This is a genomic window from Sellimonas caecigallum (genome assembly GCF_019754295.1).
Taxonomy (GTDB): domain Bacteria; phylum Bacillota; class Clostridia; order Lachnospirales; family Lachnospiraceae; genus Sellimonas; species Sellimonas caecigallum.
On record NZ_VIRV01000002.1, the window covers coordinates 74451 to 90612 of the forward strand.

Below are 16162 nucleotides of genomic sequence, written 5' to 3' on the forward strand. Positions count from 1 at the left end.
ATCGCCTCTGACCTCACGTTGTGTGTCTGATTCTGGTTCGCCGGTTTCTTTTTCTGTGTCACACTGTTAAATTTGTTTTGGCTTTTTTGTTCATTCTGTTGTTCCTGCTGCTTTTTATTCATGTTAATCTCCATTCCGCCGCCAAGTTGGCAGCACAAATAATAGTTAAATTCTTTCAATGAGGATAGTATGCAGCCGACAGCAGAATATATACATATGAATACTATCCGCAGTCAAAACTGTGGATATTTTTAGTCAAGAGGGCTTCTCAAAAATGGCCAACAGAGATATCATATGATTAATCGATCGGTTAATGGAGGCTGCACTATGAACGCGAAGTTTTTCACTTTGTCGGATGAAAAACCTATGCCTCCGAAAGGAGAGAACAGAATGGACGCAATTAAGATCAATAATTTGACAAAGTATTACGGAAAAGTGTGCGGAATCGACAACGTGGCACTTACCGTTTCAAAAGGAGAATTTTTTGGATTTATCGGGCCTAACGGTGCGGGAAAATCTACCACTATCCGAACACTGTTGGGGCTTATCAGACCCACTTCAGGAAGTGCGTCTGTATTTGATATGGACATTATAAATGACAAAGAAAAGATTCTTGCTCTTGTTGGATACCTGCCGTCCGAGGCTTTGTTTTATCCCGGAATGAGAGTGCGTGAGCTAATAAAGTTTTCTGCTGATCTTCGAAAGAAAAATTGCCAAGCTGCAGCCGCCCGATTATGCGAACGACTGCAGCTTGATACCTCCCGAAAAGTGGAGGATCTTTCCTTCGGTAATCGTAAAAAGGCCGCCATCATCTGCGCACTCCAGCACGAGCCCGATCTTCTGATCCTGGATGAACCAACCAGTGGTCTGGATCCTTTGATGCAGAAAGAATTTTTTGATATCCTGCGGGAACGAAATAAAGCAGGCGCTACGATTTTCCTGTCCAGTCATATTTTATCCGAAATTCAGCAGAATTGCTCACGGGCAGCCATCATTCGCGAAGGAAGGATCATTGCCTGTGACAGCGTAGAAGCTCTGTCAAAAACGAATGCTAAACGTGTAAACATCCAAGGCACTGTAGATCTCGGCCATCTTTGCGGCGTCCGTGATCTCCAGAAATCCGACATGGGCATGAATTTTCTCTATAGTGGCGATATGAACACTTTGTTGTCCACACTCTCCACTGGAGATATCCAGGATTTGTCCATTGCCGAACCGGATTTGGAGGAAATTTTCCTGCATTATTACGAAGATGGAGGTGCAAAATAATGACCATTGTCAAGCATGAACTAAAACAAGGACTAGTCTCCTTCGCCATCTGGACTGCATCCATCACACTTTTGATGATGGTTTGTGTATTTCTTTTTCCGGAAATAAAGGGCGAAATGGATACAATGGGCGATATATTCGCATCCATGGGGAGTTTTACCGCCGCCTTTGGTATGGATCGGCTGAATTTTGGAACTCTTGTGGGATTTTATGCCATTGAATGCGGAAATGTAATCGGACTTGGCGGAGCATTCTTCGCCTCGCTTATCGGCATTTCCTCTCTGTCTAAGGAAGAAAAAGGCCGGACAGCGGAGTTTCTGCTTACCCATCCTGTATCCAGGACTCATATCATTTCCGAAAAGCTGATTTCTGTACTTTTGCAGATCATTGTTATGAATGTTGTCATCCTCGCTTTTTCTCTGGGATCTATGGCTGCTATAGGCGAGGCGATACCGTGGAAAGAAGTTTTGCTGCTGCACCTTGCCTATTTCCTTCTTCAGGTAGAACTGGCAAGTATCTGCTTTGGGTTCTCTGCCTTTCTGCGCCGCGGCAGTATCGGCGTCGGCCTTGGGATTGCGGCAATGATGTATTTCCTGAATCTCATCGCCAACATGACCGAAAGCATGGAATTTCTCAAGTTCATTACACCATTTGGCTATTGCGACGGCGCAGATATTGTAGACAGTGGAAAGTTGGACATGACTCTTATTGCAATAGGAATCCTGTTCACATTTGCCGGTATTTTTACGGCATTTTCAAAATACCGCAGAAAAGATATACAGTAATCTGAAAATCAAATACTTTTATGGCAATCAGGATACGAAACTTTCCTTGAGTTCTTTGGCAAGCCCAATCCGGTTAGTCTTAAAGTGGAAGAACGGACGGGCGTCGATCTGGATAATGTCTGCCGGATACATATGGGGTTCAAGACATTCCTCTATTTTTTCCCTGATATCATCAACCGTGTACCCATCTTCTAAAACAACATAGAGATACGGCACAAAATATCCCGGATGTGCTTCGTCTTCCAGCAGCACGAAAAATTCATCATCGATTCCCTCAATCCGTGCATTTGCAACAAGATTTTCCATCGGGAGAACTGCAAGCTCTCCCCCTCCATAGCGCGGAGAATATCCACGGTTCAAGACATAGAGTATTCCATCTTCATCCATGTATCCAAGATCTCCGGTATGCAGCCATACTTTTCCGTCTGCATGAATCTGTAAAGCTTTGGCCGTTGCTTCCGGATTGTCGTAACCCAGCATATTTCCAGGTCCAGTCTTGCAGATTTCGCCCATTTGATTGTAGGACAGCTCTTCCTGTGTGCCCGGTTTGAACACACTTACGATGCTGAGCGGCATCGGCACGCCTACGTTTCCGTCCCGGATCGGTTTCGGTGCCATCGGAAGGGAGAAGGTGGAACCAGCTTCACTGCTTCCATATCCGGTCGTAAAACGGATATTGCAGTTGTGATTTTTTAAGAATTGTTCTGCCCTTTCCAGCTGCACATTATTATACGCTTCACTTCCGGCGCCTGCTGCAACCAGATGCGACAGGTCATAATCATCCGGAACACGTCCGTTTCGCATAACAGTCTCTATGAACATCGGGATCATCGGCCAGTTGTTTGCTTTATACCTCATCAGCTCCAGGTCCACATCTTCCTCATAGCAAAACGGATCCAGGATAAGAAGTTTATTTGATGCCAGCGGCATCAAAACCATGGATACGACCACAGCCACCAATGCCGGAGGCAGACAGGTTACCATCCAGGAAGGCCGTTTTCCTTCTGTTCCCCCATAAAAATTCATTTGACAGATGATACTCAGCATAGTGTTGGCTGAATGGATAACCTGTTTGGAAGGCCCTGTCGATCCGCTTGTATATGCACGGAACAACGGACGATCAATATCAGCCTCTGCCTCCACTTTTCCTGTATATTTTTCTCCCTGTGCAAGAAATTCTTCCCAGCTCATTGTGTGAGGGCCGGAAGCGCACATAGATGGATAGTAACTATTTAAGCACGCCTGAATATGTGCCGGCATTGCATCACGGGACCCATGATGCAATGGAGAGAGAAGCACAAGCTTTTCCACACTGCTTCCATCCAAGAATGCATGCATTTCTTTCTGTGACAGAAAGTCATGCGCAATAATAGCTTTTGCCTTAGACTTTCTTGCGGCTTCCACGTTCTCCGCAGTTGTATTGTCACGGCAAAGAATAGACGCTCCGATTTTTTCTGCTCCCAGAAGCAGGTAAATAAATTCAGGAACGAGGCGCAGATAAACCGGTATCTGATCCCCTTCTTCAAATCCGATCGCTCTGAGCGCGCGGGCACACTTCTCAGCTTCCTCAAACACTGTCTTCCAGGAAATGTCTTCCCCATAATAATGCATAGCTGCAATGTCCATTCCTGGGCAGCACTGCTTCAGATATTCCATCAATGTACATCCCGGAATTTTGATCATCTGCATCATGACATCCGGATAAAATTTCATCCACGGACGATCGACACTTGGTTTTCCTGTCAATACTTTTTCTTTACTCATATCTTTTACCTCTTCAATCCTTAGATTCTTTTCATATTTAAAAGGCCTTTGTTGTTTAAAAGGCTATCACTTTACTGTGTGAAAGGCAAAAGACAAAAGAGGAAACTCGTTCTTTCAAAAAATTTCCATATGATAAAAAGTGAATTCCTTTTTACCGATTCGATTCACAACGCAATCCAGACTTCATCCCCTCTGTTCAGTAGAGACAAAAATATTTCTTTGGCAAATACATTTCCAAAATATTATTCTGAAATCAAATGAGAAAAAGAATAGAAACTAAATTTCAGCGCACTCTATTATAGTAGAAAAAATTGATAAAGGAGGACACCGCTATGGCACAGTTGTCTGAAAAAGAGCTATCCGCTCTTAATGATCTGCTTGCAGACGAAGAATTATTAACTAAGAAGTTCGCTATGCTGGCCAAACAGACAGATGATATGGAGATTCAGCAGAAATTCGGGCAGATATCCCAACAGCACCAGGGACATTTTAATGCATTGTATGAGTATTTAAAATAGGAGGCGTAACTATGCAGGGATTTACAGACAAGGAAATTTTGGGAGACGGTCTTTCCACGCAGAAAGCTACCACAGAAAAATTTAACACATTTGCCGGCGAATGTGTGCACGACAGCCTGCGGGACACAATGATGAATATTTTAGAGCAGGAACACGGTATTACCACGGAAGTGTTTAATATGATGCACCAGAGAGGAATGTACGAAACTCCTCCGGCGGAAGAGAAAAAAATCATGGAAGCAAAACAGAAATTTTCCCAGAGTGCAAAATAAGAATATTACTGCAAAAGGAGCTCGTCCAAGGGCTCCTTATTACATAAATTTGGTCTATCCAGTTATAGTTAATGCACAGCCATACTGATAGGAAATATCCAGCATTTTGACTAAAAGATTTCCCCTGAAATCCTGATGAAATTTGTTTTGTCCATCGATGACAAATCCCTTTTTCTTCCAGGTTTTCTATCCTCAAATATTGTGTAAGCAAGAACCAGAAAAACCGATGCGTAACCTATATGAAGACTTAGTAAAACCTCGTGCTAACAGGGGGGCTCCCCACCCCTTACCATCAGGCAGATTTCTGGTTTCCTTAATCCTGTCATAAAATCCTTTTCATACTCTGGCGAAAGGATAATCTCTGGCATAGCAATTTCCGGAAAATATTTTTTACATTTTTTCCAAACAATCTACATCTGTATTTTTAAAATGTAATAATGCGATTTCCTGCATATTTTTCGACCCATATGCATAATCCTTATTGATGCGATATAGTTTCGGCTTCCTTCCTCCTATAATGGTGTCCTCTATACCACTTTCCATGCTATATTTCCACGATCAGAATTCCTCTTTCTCCGGCAGGCATATCCTTTATGATCTGTCCATTTTGGAAATATGCCGCACCCCCGCTTGCAGCGTCGGCAACACCAGGATCAGCACAGAAGGGATTCACATACAGAACAATATTACCACACTTTGCCGCCTGTCCTGCGTACTCATATCTGATTTTTTCATTCCAGTCTGCCGCCTTATAATCGCACCACACAGGCCAAAGAACAATATCCACATTCAGTGCTTTCATTTCCTCCGGTCTGCCCTCCGCCCAAAGGTCGCCGCACAGACCGATGGCAAATTTTTTCCCGTCAAAGGCAAAAGTTTCAAATTTCCTCCCCTCCCGGTAACGGCCATCAGTATGCCAGAATTCTTTCCAGCCGGCACTGACCCGTTGAAAATTGTGAATGATCTCTCCGGATGCGTCAATCACAATCTGACTGCTATACAATGAATCCGCCGCCTTCTCTATATAGCCAAAGGATACCGCAATCCGGTTCTTTGCCGCCGCTTCCCGAATCCGTCTGATCTCAGCTCCCTCCTTGGAGACTGCCATGACACGGTCCGCCTCATAATCCCATGTCAGGCACTCAAATCCCTGTAAAAAGGATTCTCCAAACACTACCAGATCAGCCTTTCCACTGCAGTGTTCTAAGAAACGCAGAATGGATACGATATTGTGTTCCACCTCCCCGGTCACTGCCGGGGCAGATGCCAATGCGATTTTCATGATTTAAAACTCCTTCTCATTGTCCGATTCTCCGGTTTTTCAGTTATATTCCATTTTCTGGACTTTCTAATTCATTATGGGCAGCTTTCCTTTCATCAGCAGTCAAATTCAGCTCGTCTATACTCAGACCGATCTCGATAGATGATGTTACTTTACATTAAATTTTGACAATAAACATACCGTCTCTACGTGCACCGTCATCGGGAACATATCTGCCGGGCGGACTTTTTTAAGCTCATATCCTTCTTCACAGAGGTATTTCAGGTCTCTTGCCAGTGTAGCAGAGTCGCAGCTCACATAGACGATGCGGTCCGGTTCCATACGTACCATCGTCTCCAGTAGTGCCTGATCGCACCCTTTTCTCGGCGGATCTACGACGATGACATCGGCGTGGGCCTGCCGCCCCGGATGTTCTTTTGCGAAGTTTTCATAGTAGGCCGGCAGCACTTCTTCCGCCTTCCCAACATAAAATTCGGAATTCTCTATACCGTTGATCTTTGCGTTTGTGCGGGCGTCTTCAATAGCCTGAGGGATGATTTCCACTCCGTATACCTGTTTTGCTTTTTTTGCCAGGAAAAGGGAGATCGTCCCGATGCCGCAGTACATATCCCAGACCGTCTCTTTTCCGGTCAGATCTGCATACTCGCATGCCAGACTATAGAGCACTTCGGTCTGCACCGGATTGACCTGGTAAAAAGAAAGCGGCGAGATCTGGTACTTGATTTCCCCGATGTAATCGGTAATGTAATCCTGTCCCCACAGCGGACGTATCTCTTTTCCCATGATCACGTTGGTATTTTCCCGGTTGATATTCATGGTAATGCTTGTCATTCCGGAAATGCCGCGCAGTTTTTCGACGAGCTTGTCCGCGTGCGGAATCTCTGTTCCGTTGACGATGAGGCAGACCATGATCTCCCCAGTCTTAAATCCGCAGCGGATCAGGACATGGCGGAAGAGTCCCGTACCCATTTTTTCGTCGTAGGCCTGCAGGCCATATTCTTTCATAAAGTCAAGCACGATATCCAGTATCTCTGTATTGACTTCTTTTCCGAGCGCGCAGGACGTGTTTGGGATGATCTGGTGTGTGCGGCCCGCATAAAATCCTGCGGTCGGACTCCCCTCCTTGTCTGTCCCGATGGGATACTGCGCTTTGTTCCGGTAGTGAAAAGGCTCTTCCATTCCACAGATCGGTTCCATCACTGCATCTAACATTTCCCTGGAAAATCTGCCGATCCGTTCCAGATTATTGCGCACTTTCTTTTCCTTAAATCTCAGCTGTTCCTGATAGTCCATCTCCTGGATCTGGCACCCGCCGCACTGTCTGGCCACCGGACACTTGGCTTCTTTTCGTTTCTCAGAAGGCGTGAGGATCTTCATCAGCCTCGCATATCCATAGTTCTTTTTCAGTTTCATGACTTTGGCCTCGATGACATCCCCGACTATTGCATCCTTCACAAAGAGAGTAAAGCCGTCTGCCTTTCCGATACCTTCTCCGTCTACCCCAATATCTTCTATTTTCAATGTCACGATATCATTCTTTTTCATGTGTATCCATCCTCTCCTTTCAAATGTTTCCCAGTTAATAAAAGGGCAAGCACGATATGTACTTACCCATTTTTCCAATTTTTTCATGAATATCAGGAAAGGCTTGTTTTTCTCAGATTAGATTCAAAAAGGCGGTTGTAGCCAAGCCATTCTGTCGTATTCTTGTCTTTAAAGATCTCTTTTAACGTCTGCATCTTGGCATCTGTCATGTCGGCCAGATTTAAGGCCAAAGCCTCCGCAAGGGCTGGCTTTTTCGGGGAGCCGTACTCCAGTTCTCCGTGATGTGCCAGGATACAGTGTTTCAATTCACTTGCCAGTTTTGGCGGGAAGTCCGGAATGGTGCGCACCGCTTCGTCAAACATCTCCACTCCGATCACGATATGGCCAAGAAGCTGTCCGTCGTCGGTATAGTCATTTTCCGGAAATGCCGACAGTTCCTTTGTCTTGCCGATATCATGGTACATAGCTGCCGCATAAAGAAGATCTGCATTCAGGATATCATATGCGCTCAGATAATATTCGCACAGCTTCAGGATGCTGAGCGTGTGTTCCAAGAGTCCTCCGCAGAATCCATGATGGACGCTTTTTGCCGCCGAATGGTTCTTGAATCTCCGAATGAATTCCTCATCCTTCACAAAGTAGAACTCTACTGCCTGTCGGAGCCAGTTGTTCTGGATCTTGTTTACAAATCCCAGCAATTCTGTATACATTGCGTCTGCATCTTTCTCGCTGGTCGGCATGTAGTCTGCCAGAATGTATTCGCCTTCCTGGGCTTTTCTGAGCTGTTTGATATTCAGCTGCAGGTTATTGTTGTATGTGATGACTTCGCCTACGATTTCCACAAAATCCATCTCGTCATAGTCAGAGATACCGTTGGAATTCGGATCCCAGATCTTTCCGTCCAAGGTTCCCGTTTTATCCTGCAAAAGCAGGTTGTCATATGGTTTTCCGTTTCGTGTTTCGGCTGTTCTTTTTGATTTACACAGATAGATTGCACGAATGGTTTCCCCTTCATGCAGTTCTCGAATATATCTCATTGTTCTCCTCATTTCCAATTCATTATTCTGCACTGCCGAGCGCTACTTCAAATTGGATATCTACGTATCCGTCATTGCTTCTGCGCATGCCTTTGATCGTGATATGGGATCCTGGTCGGTAATCCATAAGTTCTTGCCGGTATGCACTCATCGTGTAGACTTTTGTATCTTCCACCTCTGTCAGGATATCGCCGCTTTGTATCCCAGCCTTCATAGCCGGAGAATCCGGAACCGTCGATGAAACATAGATTCCTTTTGGCATCTCCTGGCTGTCTGCCACGGCATCTGAAACTTCCGTCCCTTCTATTCCGGTGTAGGAAATCCCAATTCCATTTGACATCAATTCAATCTCTTCTTTTAGTTCAGAGATGGCAAGTGCACTCAGCACACCACCGTCTTCTTCTTCCCTGCATATCACACCCAGGACTTCTCCTTTCAGATTCAGAAGCACTCCGCTTCCGGAAGCCGTCCCCGGCATGTCTGTATTCAAAATTGGGTATTCTCCGTCAATGCAAAGTTTTGTATTGGATGTTTCGCTGATGATCCCTAAACCGACTCTTCCGTCTGCACCGAACGGCATACCCGCCGCAATGACAGGATCTCCTCTGGACGCTGCATTGGAATTACCCAGTGTCGCCTTTACGATTTGTTCCTTCGTATTGTCCGGAAGACTTGATTTTGGCGCCGCATATACAGCGATACCGAGAGCGGTGTCTCTTTTTTTCACGGATACATCTACCTGATTTCCATCGTAGAAGGCGGCTTTGACCGGCTGATCTGCCTGAAAAGCGCTGTTCTGTGCAAGGATCAGATACTCTACCCCATTGTCCGCCACGATCACGCCGGAGATCTCGATCTGACCGCCCTGTATCGTCTGGCCGTCTTCCGTCTTTTCTTCTCCCGCTGATCCGCTCAGTCTTACGAGACTTTTCTCTGCCATCTTTGCAACGTCATCTATCTGCCGGTACATCTCCTCATAATCATCCAGTGTCAGTGCCTGTGTTTCCTGTGGGGTTTCCTCCGGATTTTCCTCTTCTTCGTCCTTATCGTCCTGCGGTATCGTCACACTTGTCGGATTGTTGTTGAAATGGCTGTCCACCCACGGTTTGGCCGCAGAAAATCCAGCGCACGCGCCAAGGCCGAAAATTACCCCCAGGCCTGCTATCTTCAACATTTTCAGAAGCACCGCTTTTTTATTCAGCGGTGGTTTTTTGATGGTTTCTTTCAAAAATGAATAGGATTCTTTTTCTTCTTCGCTCCTGTTATCATCATGAAATTCCGCAGACATCGCATCTTCTCCTTCTTCTCAGATCGCCTTTGCTTTTTCTAAAGCGCGCTCGTCTTGTTATAGTATACCGTATCGTTTGTCAATGTTCAATATTTAACCTTTTTTTCTCCTTTATTTTAAAGGTCAAATGGAGTAAAATAGAATCGGTAAATTATGTAAAGGGGATTTTCATGAATACAAAAACATTACGTAAACTGGAATACGATAAAATCATAAAACTTTTGGCCGACCACGCCTCTTCCCCTGGCGGAAGAGAGCTTTGTCTGGACCTTGTCCCTTCCTCCTCCCTTCCTCAGATCGAGAAGATGCAGGAGGAGACGGCGGCAGCATTTACACGGATCGTCAAGAAGGGAATGCTTTCCTTCAGCGGTTGCTATCCTGTGGAAGCTTCGCTGAAACGTCTTGAAATAGGGGCTTCACTTGGATCTTCTGAGCTTCTTTCCATCTGTAAGCTTCTGGAAGCTGCCAACCGGGCGAAGACGTTCGGACGGCACGAAACGCCGGATGAAGAACCGGACTGTCTGGATGAATACTTCGCTCATCTCGAACCTATTACCCCGCTTGCATCCGACATCCGCCGCTGTATCCTTGAGGAAGATGTCATTGCTGATGAGGCAAGCAGCAATCTTCTGAAGATCCGAAGAAGTATCAGCCAGGCTGGAGACAAGATCCACTCTACTTTGAACAGCATGGTCAACGGCTCTTTGCGCACCTATCTTCAGGATTCCATTATCACAATGCGGGGAGACCGGTACTGTCTGCCTGTGAAGGCCGAATACCGAAGCCAGGTAAAGGGGATGATCCACGACCAGTCTTCCACCGGATCCACTTTGTTTATCGAACCGATGGCTGTCGTAAAACTGAACAATGATCTTATGGAGCTTTACGCGAAGGAGCAGGAAGAGATTCAGGTCATCCTGGCTCGCCTCAGCTCCGAAGCAGCAGAATACATCTCGGAGATCCGAAACGACTACACGATCCTTACCGAGCTTGATTTCATATTTGCCAGGGGAAGCCTGGCCCTTGAGTGGAATGCATCAAGACCAGTCTTTAACGAAGAAGGGCGAATCCACATCCGAGAGGGGCGCCATCCTCTCCTTGACAAGCAGAAAGTTGTACCGACAACGATCCGTCTGGGAGCAGACTTTGACCTGCTCATCGTGACAGGACCTAATACCGGCGGAAAGACCGTCTCTCTTAAGACGACCGGACTTTTCACGCTCATGGGACAGGCGGGACTTCATATCCCTGCCCTTGACCGTTCCGAGCTTGGAATCTTCCATGAAGTATACGCGGATATCGGAGATGAGCAGAGTATCGAACAGAGTCTGAGTACCTTCTCCTCCCATATGACCAACATCGTGTCCTTCCTGGAACGCGTAGATGAACGTTCTCTCGTGCTCTTTGATGAGCTTGGAGCCGGGACCGATCCGACGGAGGGTGCTGCCCTTGCCATCGCCATCCTGTCAAGCCTGCACAAAAGAGGTATCCGTACGATGGCTACAACTCACTATAGCGAACTGAAAGTCTTTGCCCTGACGACAGCGGGTGTGGAGAATGCATGCTGTGAGTTCGATGTGGAGACGCTTCGTCCTACTTATCATCTGCTCATCGGAATCCCGGGGAAGAGTAATGCCTTTGCCATCTCAAAAAAACTGGGTCTTTCTGACGCCATCATCGAAGAAGCGAAATCACACCTGAGCGAGCAGGACGAATCCTTCGAGGAGCTTCTCACGGATCTGGAACAGAGCAGACGGACCATCGAGCAGGAACAAAATGAGATTCGGGCATACAAAGAAGAAATCGCATCTCTGAAAGAAGAAATCGAGAAAAAGCAGGCTCGTCTCAATGAACAGCGAGATCGAATCCTGCGTCAGGCCAACGAAAAGGCCAGCCAGATTCTCCGTGAAGCCAAAGACTACGCAGATGAAACAATGAAAAACTTCCGTAAATTCGGGAAAGAAAATGTTTCCGCAGCAGAAATGGAAAAGGAAAGGGAGCGTCTCCGCAAAAAAATGGAAAAGACAAACTCCCATCTTACTTTGGAAAAAGAAAAGCCGCGCAGACAATACAAACCGTCCGACTTTAAGCTTGGCACTTCCGTGAAAGTCCTAAGTATGAATCTCACGGGAACTGTCCGTTCCCTTCCGGATTCCAAGGGTGTTGTGGACGTACAGATGGGAATCCTTCGTTCCAAGGTCCCGATCACGGATCTGGACATTATCGAGGAGGCTGCTTCCTACACGTCCAAACAGACTCGGAAGACGTCATCCGGCAAGATGAAGATGGGCAAGTCTTTAACTGTCAGTCCCGAGATCAATCTCATCGGGAAGACAACGGATGAAGCAGTCGCACTGCTTGATAAATATCTGGACGATGCCTACCTCGCTCATATCAATCCAGTCCGCGTCGTTCACGGAAAAGGTACCGGCGCACTGCGCGCTGCAGTCCATAATTATCTGAAGCGGCAGAAACATGTCAAATCTTACCGGCTGGGCGCGTTTGGCGAGGGAGACGCCGGTGTTACTATAGTAGAATTTAAATAGGGAGGAAGTTATGGTAGCAAAACAGAAAATATTGATCGTAGATGACGATGAAAATATCGCAGAGCTCATCTCTTTGTATCTTACAAAGGAATGCTTTGACACTCACATGGTGTTCGACGGGGAGGAGGCGCTCCGCGCCTTTGACTCCTATCAGCCGAACCTGATCCTTTTGGATCTCATGCTTCCCGGCATGGATGGCTACCAAGTCTGCCGGGAGATCCGCTCACGCTCCAATACCCCGATCATTATGCTTTCCGCCAAGGGAGAGGTTTTTGACAAGGTTCTGGGGCTGGAACTGGGTGCCGACGACTATGTCATCAAACCGTTCGATTCCAAAGAACTCGTTGCCCGCGTAAAAGCAGTACTCCGCAGATATCAGCCTGCCAAGCCAGAGTACGCAGACGCATCGCGCGGAAAATGTGTGGAATACCCAGGCATCTCCATCAACCTTACAAACTACTCAGTGATGGTGGACGGGAAGCATGTGGATATGCCTCCGAAAGAGCTGGAGCTCCTTTATTTTCTTGCCTCTTCTCCAAATCAGGTATTTACCCGCGAACAGCTTCTTGATCAAATCTGGGGATATGAGTATGTTGGAGACACCCGTACAGTAGACGTCCACATCAAGCGCCTGCGTGAAAAAATAAAAGACCATCCTTCCTGGAATCTTGGCACTGTCTGGGGAATCGGATACAAATTTGAGGTTAAGTAGCCCATGCGCAGCAATCTATATGTAAAATTTATTATCCTTTATATCATCTTTGGATTTTTGAGTCTTTTTACGACTGCTACGTTGGGGTCTCACTTGATCTTCAAAAGTATTGAAAGAAACGATACGTCCGCACTCTACCGCGAAGCTTCCATCTTGGCATCGGACTATCTCCCGGATTATTTCACTGAAGACATGAGTGCGTCTGATACCCGGATACTTTTAAAGAACGTGAACACATATCTTGACGCGGATCTCTGGTTAACTGATACTGAAGGCAAGGTTCTTCTTACTGTGACGACAGGCAGCCTTGGTACCGTGCCTTCCCAAATTCGTAATTTTGATCCCGCCGAGAGCGGTAATGATCAGTATCTGTCCGGTACGTATCATGGATATTTCGACGAGGATGTAGTCACGATCATCACTCCTGTGACAAAGGGATTTTCCACTAATGGTTATCTCCTGCTCCACAAACCGTTATCGGTATACGATGCGCGGCATCACTCCGTGATGAACGCTGTGTACATCACATTGCTCGCCATCTATGTGCTGTCTTTCGTACTCTTTCTCGGCATTCATTTTTTTATCTACATGCCGCTTCGAAAGATTACGGAGGCTGCCAAACAGTATGCTTCAGGGAATCTTGAATATGAGATCCCTGTCTACTTCCAGGATGAGATCGGATACCTTTCGGCTTCTTTGAACTATATGGCGTCCCACTTAAAAGACATGGAAGATTATCAGAAAAAATTTGTGGCAAATGTCTCCCATGATTTCCGTTCTCCGCTTACATCCATCAAAGGATATGTGGAGGCCATGGCAGACGGCACGATCCCGCCAGAACTTCAGGGAAAATATCTGAATATTATCCTCTTCGAGACGGAGCGCCTTACCGATCTGACACGGGATCTCCTGACGCTGAATGAATTTGACACAAAGGATCTTCTGCTCAATAAAGAGAGCTTTGACATCCACGAAGTCATAAAGAACGTAGCAGCCTCATTTGAAGGTACCTGCACGAAACGGAAGATCTCCATCGAGCTGCTTTTGGCATCCCAGATACTGAATGTTCACGCTGACAGGAGAAAAATCCAGCAGGTACTCTACAACCTTCTGGATAATGCTATCAAGTTCAGCAACCCAAATTCCTCGGTCACAGTTGAGACAACAGAACGTGGGGAAAAAGTCTTCGTGTCCGTAAGGGACTATGGCATCGGTATCCCGAAAGAAGATCTCAACAGGATATGGGAACGCTTCTATAAGAGTGACCTTTCCCGTGGTAAGGACAAAAAGGGCACCGGTCTGGGTCTTGCCATCGTAAAAGAGATCATCCAGGCACACAACGAAAATATCAATGTCATCAGTACAGAGGGAGTCGGCACGGAGTTTATCTTCTCTCTTCCCCGCACTTAAACGCATTGGCACAAACAGAAGCGGGCAGCTTCCTCGTCCATGAGGATCTGCCCGCTTCCAGGTTGCTGATAACACCATATTTCTTATTCATACAGCATATTTTTGATCGCTGTCTCTTCCATATTTTCTTTCGTAACCCAGGCATAACCGGTATCCACAAAAGCTTCGTTTCCCATGTCCAGGGCAGATCTTGCAGAAGCGACTACAGTGGCATATCCGATACCGTAAGGGTTTTGGATGATAAGTCCATCCAGACTTCCGTCATCCAATGCCTCTGTCAGATTTTCTCCGCCATCAAATCCGATAATCTTCATATCCTCTTTCCCGGCCGCCTCACACATGTCCAGCACTTTCTCTGTTACTTCTCCGCTCGTTGCGATACAGCCTTTTGCATTCGGGTGCTGCTCCAGGATCTGCGCCATGACCTGCTCTTCTGTTACACTGTCTGCCGTGACTTCTTCCTCGCTCCCGTTTGCTTTATTCTTCTCTGTCAGCTTTTCCGCCGTCATCTTTTTCAGCTCTTCCAAATCATCCATATAGTAAGTGCCGCTGATCTGTATCTGCGGGTAATGGGCCTGGATCTGTCCTTTGATGCCGCTCTCCCTGTCTTGCGCAGAGGTTGATTTATTGTCCTGAACAAAAAGCAGCACTTCTCCCTGTTCATCGATAAGACTTGCCATCTTGTCCGCCGCCGTCATCCCAGCCTCTTTGTTGTTCGTCATTACTTTTGCCATAATTCCCTGATAGTCGCTTCCGGAATCAAATTCCACGATTGGGATATCATTTTCTGTAGCCAGATCAAACTGCACTTCACAGGCTGTCCGGTCGATAGGTGCGATCGCAAGAGCAGCCGGATATCTGTCGAGTTCCTCGTCCAGAATATTGATCTGCTCATCCACATCCCCTTCATGGCTTGGACCATTGTATGTTACCTTGATCTTGTCTTTTCCCTCGTATCCAAGCTGCTCATTCAAGGCTTTTACCGCATCTTCAGCTCCTTTCGCGATCTCGTCCCAGTAAGCGCTGCCCTCGGCCTTCCCAATGATGGATATATAGCTTCCTTTTTCCAGCTTGATCCCTTCCACAGAACTGTAGGCCTGAGGCTGAACCATGTTGAGCCTTGTCTGATATTTGCTCTCGGCTTTCTCCTCGTTAAGTACCACGTTATTTTTATCGGATGTATCATCTCGCCCACACGCTGTAAGAAACAACGATGCGCAAAGCATGCAAGTGAGTAATATGCTCCTGTTTTTCATCGTCTTTTCTCCTGTCCATCAAAATCTTCTAACCAACACTATACACCAAAACTCCAAAAAAAGGATAAATTTTTTCTTAATTTTCCGCGAAATCTTTGTGTTGTATTTAATTAAAAGCACGAATTTGCTTGTATATTCACAGTGTTTGCGTTAAAATATAGACACAAACAAGAAAAGGAGGAACATACTATGGCACACGTAATCAGTGATGAATGTGTAAGCTGCGGAGCTTGCGAAGCAGAATGCCCGGTAGGCGCTATTTCTCAGGGAGCAGATCATTATGAAATCGACGCAGATGCTTGCGTTGACTGCGGCGCTTGTGCAGCACAGTGCCCGACAGGTGCTATTTCCGCTGAATAATAACCGGTTTATACATAATGCATGAATGAAATGAATGAAAAATGCCGCCTTCTGTATGGAGGGCGGTATTTTTGTCCGAAGACGTCGAGAAGTTTTTCGGATTTTCTCCCCATAATAT

General features: G+C 46.3%; 14 protein-coding genes. 8 read left to right on the plus strand and 6 right to left on the minus strand.

The window, feature by feature from the left end:
- The first annotated feature begins 390 nt into the window (after positions 1 to 390).
- Both FLB61_RS02850 and FLB61_RS02855 read left to right on the plus strand, forming a co-directional pair.
- Positions 391 to 1269 (plus strand): ABC transporter ATP-binding protein, encoded by an 879-nt coding sequence (locus FLB61_RS02850; RefSeq protein WP_087212551.1) that lies wholly within the window; start codon positions 391 to 393, stop codon positions 1267 to 1269.
- Positions 1269 to 2054 carry an ABC transporter permease subunit gene (locus tag FLB61_RS02855; RefSeq protein ID WP_087199884.1) on the plus strand — a complete coding sequence of 262 codons (786 nt, stop codon included), beginning with the start codon at positions 1269 to 1271 and terminating at the stop codon, positions 2052 to 2054. Before FLB61_RS02850 ends, FLB61_RS02855 begins: the two co-directional genes overlap by 1 nt.
- A gap of 27 nt (positions 2055 to 2081) precedes the next feature.
- On the opposite strand, the gene FLB61_RS02860 is transcribed toward FLB61_RS02855, so the two are convergent.
- Positions 2082 to 3818 (minus strand): class I adenylate-forming enzyme family protein, encoded by a 1737-nt coding sequence (locus tag FLB61_RS02860; protein WP_221919351.1) that lies wholly within the window; start codon positions 3816 to 3818, stop codon positions 2082 to 2084.
- Positions 3819 to 4150: 332 nt separating this feature from the next.
- Here FLB61_RS02860 and FLB61_RS02865 point away from each other — a divergent pair, with 332 nt between their 5' ends.
- The gene (locus FLB61_RS02865) at positions 4151 to 4336 is read left to right on the plus strand and encodes a hypothetical protein (protein WP_087199889.1); all 186 of its coding nucleotides are present in this window, start codon (positions 4151 to 4153) and stop codon (positions 4334 to 4336) included.
- An 11-nt stretch (positions 4337 to 4347) separates the two neighbouring features.
- Positions 4348 to 4608, plus strand: coding sequence for a spore coat protein (locus FLB61_RS02870; RefSeq protein ID WP_087199891.1), 261 nt, complete (start codon positions 4348 to 4350; stop codon positions 4606 to 4608).
- Positions 4609 to 5152: 544 nt separating this feature from the next.
- On the opposite strand, the gene FLB61_RS02875 is transcribed toward FLB61_RS02870, so the two are convergent.
- The 4 genes from FLB61_RS02875 to FLB61_RS02890 form a co-directional block, all read right to left on the minus strand.
- Positions 5153 to 5890: a carbon-nitrogen hydrolase family protein gene (locus FLB61_RS02875; RefSeq protein ID WP_221919352.1), complete on the minus strand. Its 738-nt coding sequence runs from the start codon at positions 5888 to 5890 to the stop codon at positions 5153 to 5155.
- A 147-nt stretch (positions 5891 to 6037) separates the two neighbouring features.
- On the minus strand, positions 6038 to 7435 hold the full coding sequence (gene rlmD, locus FLB61_RS02880; protein WP_221919353.1) for a 23S rRNA (uracil(1939)-C(5))-methyltransferase RlmD: 1398 nt from the start codon (positions 7433 to 7435) through the stop codon (positions 6038 to 6040).
- A gap of 92 nt (positions 7436 to 7527) precedes the next feature.
- Positions 7528 to 8472, minus strand: coding sequence for a 3'-5' exoribonuclease YhaM family protein (locus tag FLB61_RS02885; protein WP_221919354.1), 945 nt, complete (start codon positions 8470 to 8472; stop codon positions 7528 to 7530).
- 22 nt (positions 8473 to 8494) lie between these two features.
- A complete protein-coding gene (locus FLB61_RS02890; RefSeq protein ID WP_087199904.1) occupies positions 8495 to 9760 on the minus strand; it encodes a S1C family serine protease in 1266 nt (421 codons plus the stop codon).
- A 170-nt stretch (positions 9761 to 9930) separates the two neighbouring features.
- Here FLB61_RS02890 and FLB61_RS02895 point away from each other — a divergent pair, with 170 nt between their 5' ends.
- From FLB61_RS02895 to FLB61_RS02905, 3 genes are read left to right on the plus strand one after another with little or no spacing between them, the layout of a single operon-like run.
- The gene (locus tag FLB61_RS02895; protein WP_087213648.1) at positions 9931 to 12306 is read left to right on the plus strand and encodes an endonuclease MutS2; all 2376 of its coding nucleotides are present in this window, start codon (positions 9931 to 9933) and stop codon (positions 12304 to 12306) included.
- Positions 12307 to 12316: 10 nt separating this feature from the next.
- Positions 12317 to 13018, plus strand: coding sequence for a response regulator transcription factor (locus tag FLB61_RS02900; protein ID WP_087199908.1), 702 nt, complete (start codon positions 12317 to 12319; stop codon positions 13016 to 13018).
- Positions 13019 to 13021: 3 nt separating this feature from the next.
- Positions 13022 to 14428, plus strand: a complete 1407-nt coding sequence (locus FLB61_RS02905) for a sensor histidine kinase (protein ID WP_087199910.1) — start codon at positions 13022 to 13024, stop codon at positions 14426 to 14428.
- Between the two features lie 83 nt (positions 14429 to 14511).
- Here the strand turns inward: FLB61_RS02905 and FLB61_RS02910 are convergent, their stop codons facing one another.
- Complete coding sequence (locus FLB61_RS02910) at positions 14512 to 15684, minus strand: substrate-binding domain-containing protein (protein ID WP_221919355.1); 1173 nt, start codon at positions 15682 to 15684, stop codon at positions 14512 to 14514.
- 141 nt (positions 15685 to 15825) lie between these two features.
- Between FLB61_RS02910 and FLB61_RS02915 the strand changes: the two genes are divergently transcribed.
- A complete protein-coding gene (locus tag FLB61_RS02915) occupies positions 15826 to 16044 on the plus strand; it encodes a DUF362 domain-containing protein (RefSeq protein WP_144018231.1) in 219 nt (72 codons plus the stop codon).
- The last annotated feature ends 118 nt before the right edge of the window (positions 16045 to 16162 follow it).

Bases quoted from the DNA above. Each gene is read 5' to 3' on its own strand.
- FLB61_RS02885 (WP_221919354.1), bottom strand. From the start codon at position 8,472: ATGAGATATATTCGAGAACTGCATGAAGGGGAAACCATTCGTGCAATC.
- FLB61_RS02855 (WP_087199884.1), top strand. From the start codon at position 1,269: ATGACCATTGTCAAGCATGAACTAAAACAAGGACTAGTCTCCTTCGCC.
- FLB61_RS02895 (WP_087213648.1), top strand. From the start codon at position 9,931: ATGAATACAAAAACATTACGTAAACTGGAATACGATAAAATCATAAAA.
- FLB61_RS02900 (WP_087199908.1), top strand. From the start codon at position 12,317: ATGGTAGCAAAACAGAAAATATTGATCGTAGATGACGATGAAAATATC.
- FLB61_RS02870 (WP_087199891.1), top strand. From the start codon at position 4,348: ATGCAGGGATTTACAGACAAGGAAATTTTGGGAGACGGTCTTTCCACG.
- FLB61_RS02910 (WP_221919355.1), bottom strand. From the start codon at position 15,684: ATGAAAAACAGGAGCATATTACTCACTTGCATGCTTTGCGCATCGTTG.
- FLB61_RS02875 (WP_221919352.1), bottom strand. From the start codon at position 5,890: ATGAAAATCGCATTGGCATCTGCCCCGGCAGTGACCGGGGAGGTGGAA.
- FLB61_RS02850 (WP_087212551.1), top strand. From the start codon at position 391: ATGGACGCAATTAAGATCAATAATTTGACAAAGTATTACGGAAAAGTG.
- FLB61_RS02905 (WP_087199910.1), top strand. From the start codon at position 13,022: ATGCGCAGCAATCTATATGTAAAATTTATTATCCTTTATATCATCTTT.
- FLB61_RS02890 (WP_087199904.1), bottom strand. From the start codon at position 9,760: ATGTCTGCGGAATTTCATGATGATAACAGGAGCGAAGAAGAAAAAGAA.
- rlmD (WP_221919353.1), bottom strand. From the start codon at position 7,435: ATGAAAAAGAATGATATCGTGACATTGAAAATAGAAGATATTGGGGTA.
- FLB61_RS02865 (WP_087199889.1), top strand. From the start codon at position 4,151: ATGGCACAGTTGTCTGAAAAAGAGCTATCCGCTCTTAATGATCTGCTT.
- FLB61_RS02860 (WP_221919351.1), bottom strand. From the start codon at position 3,818: ATGAGTAAAGAAAAAGTATTGACAGGAAAACCAAGTGTCGATCGTCCG.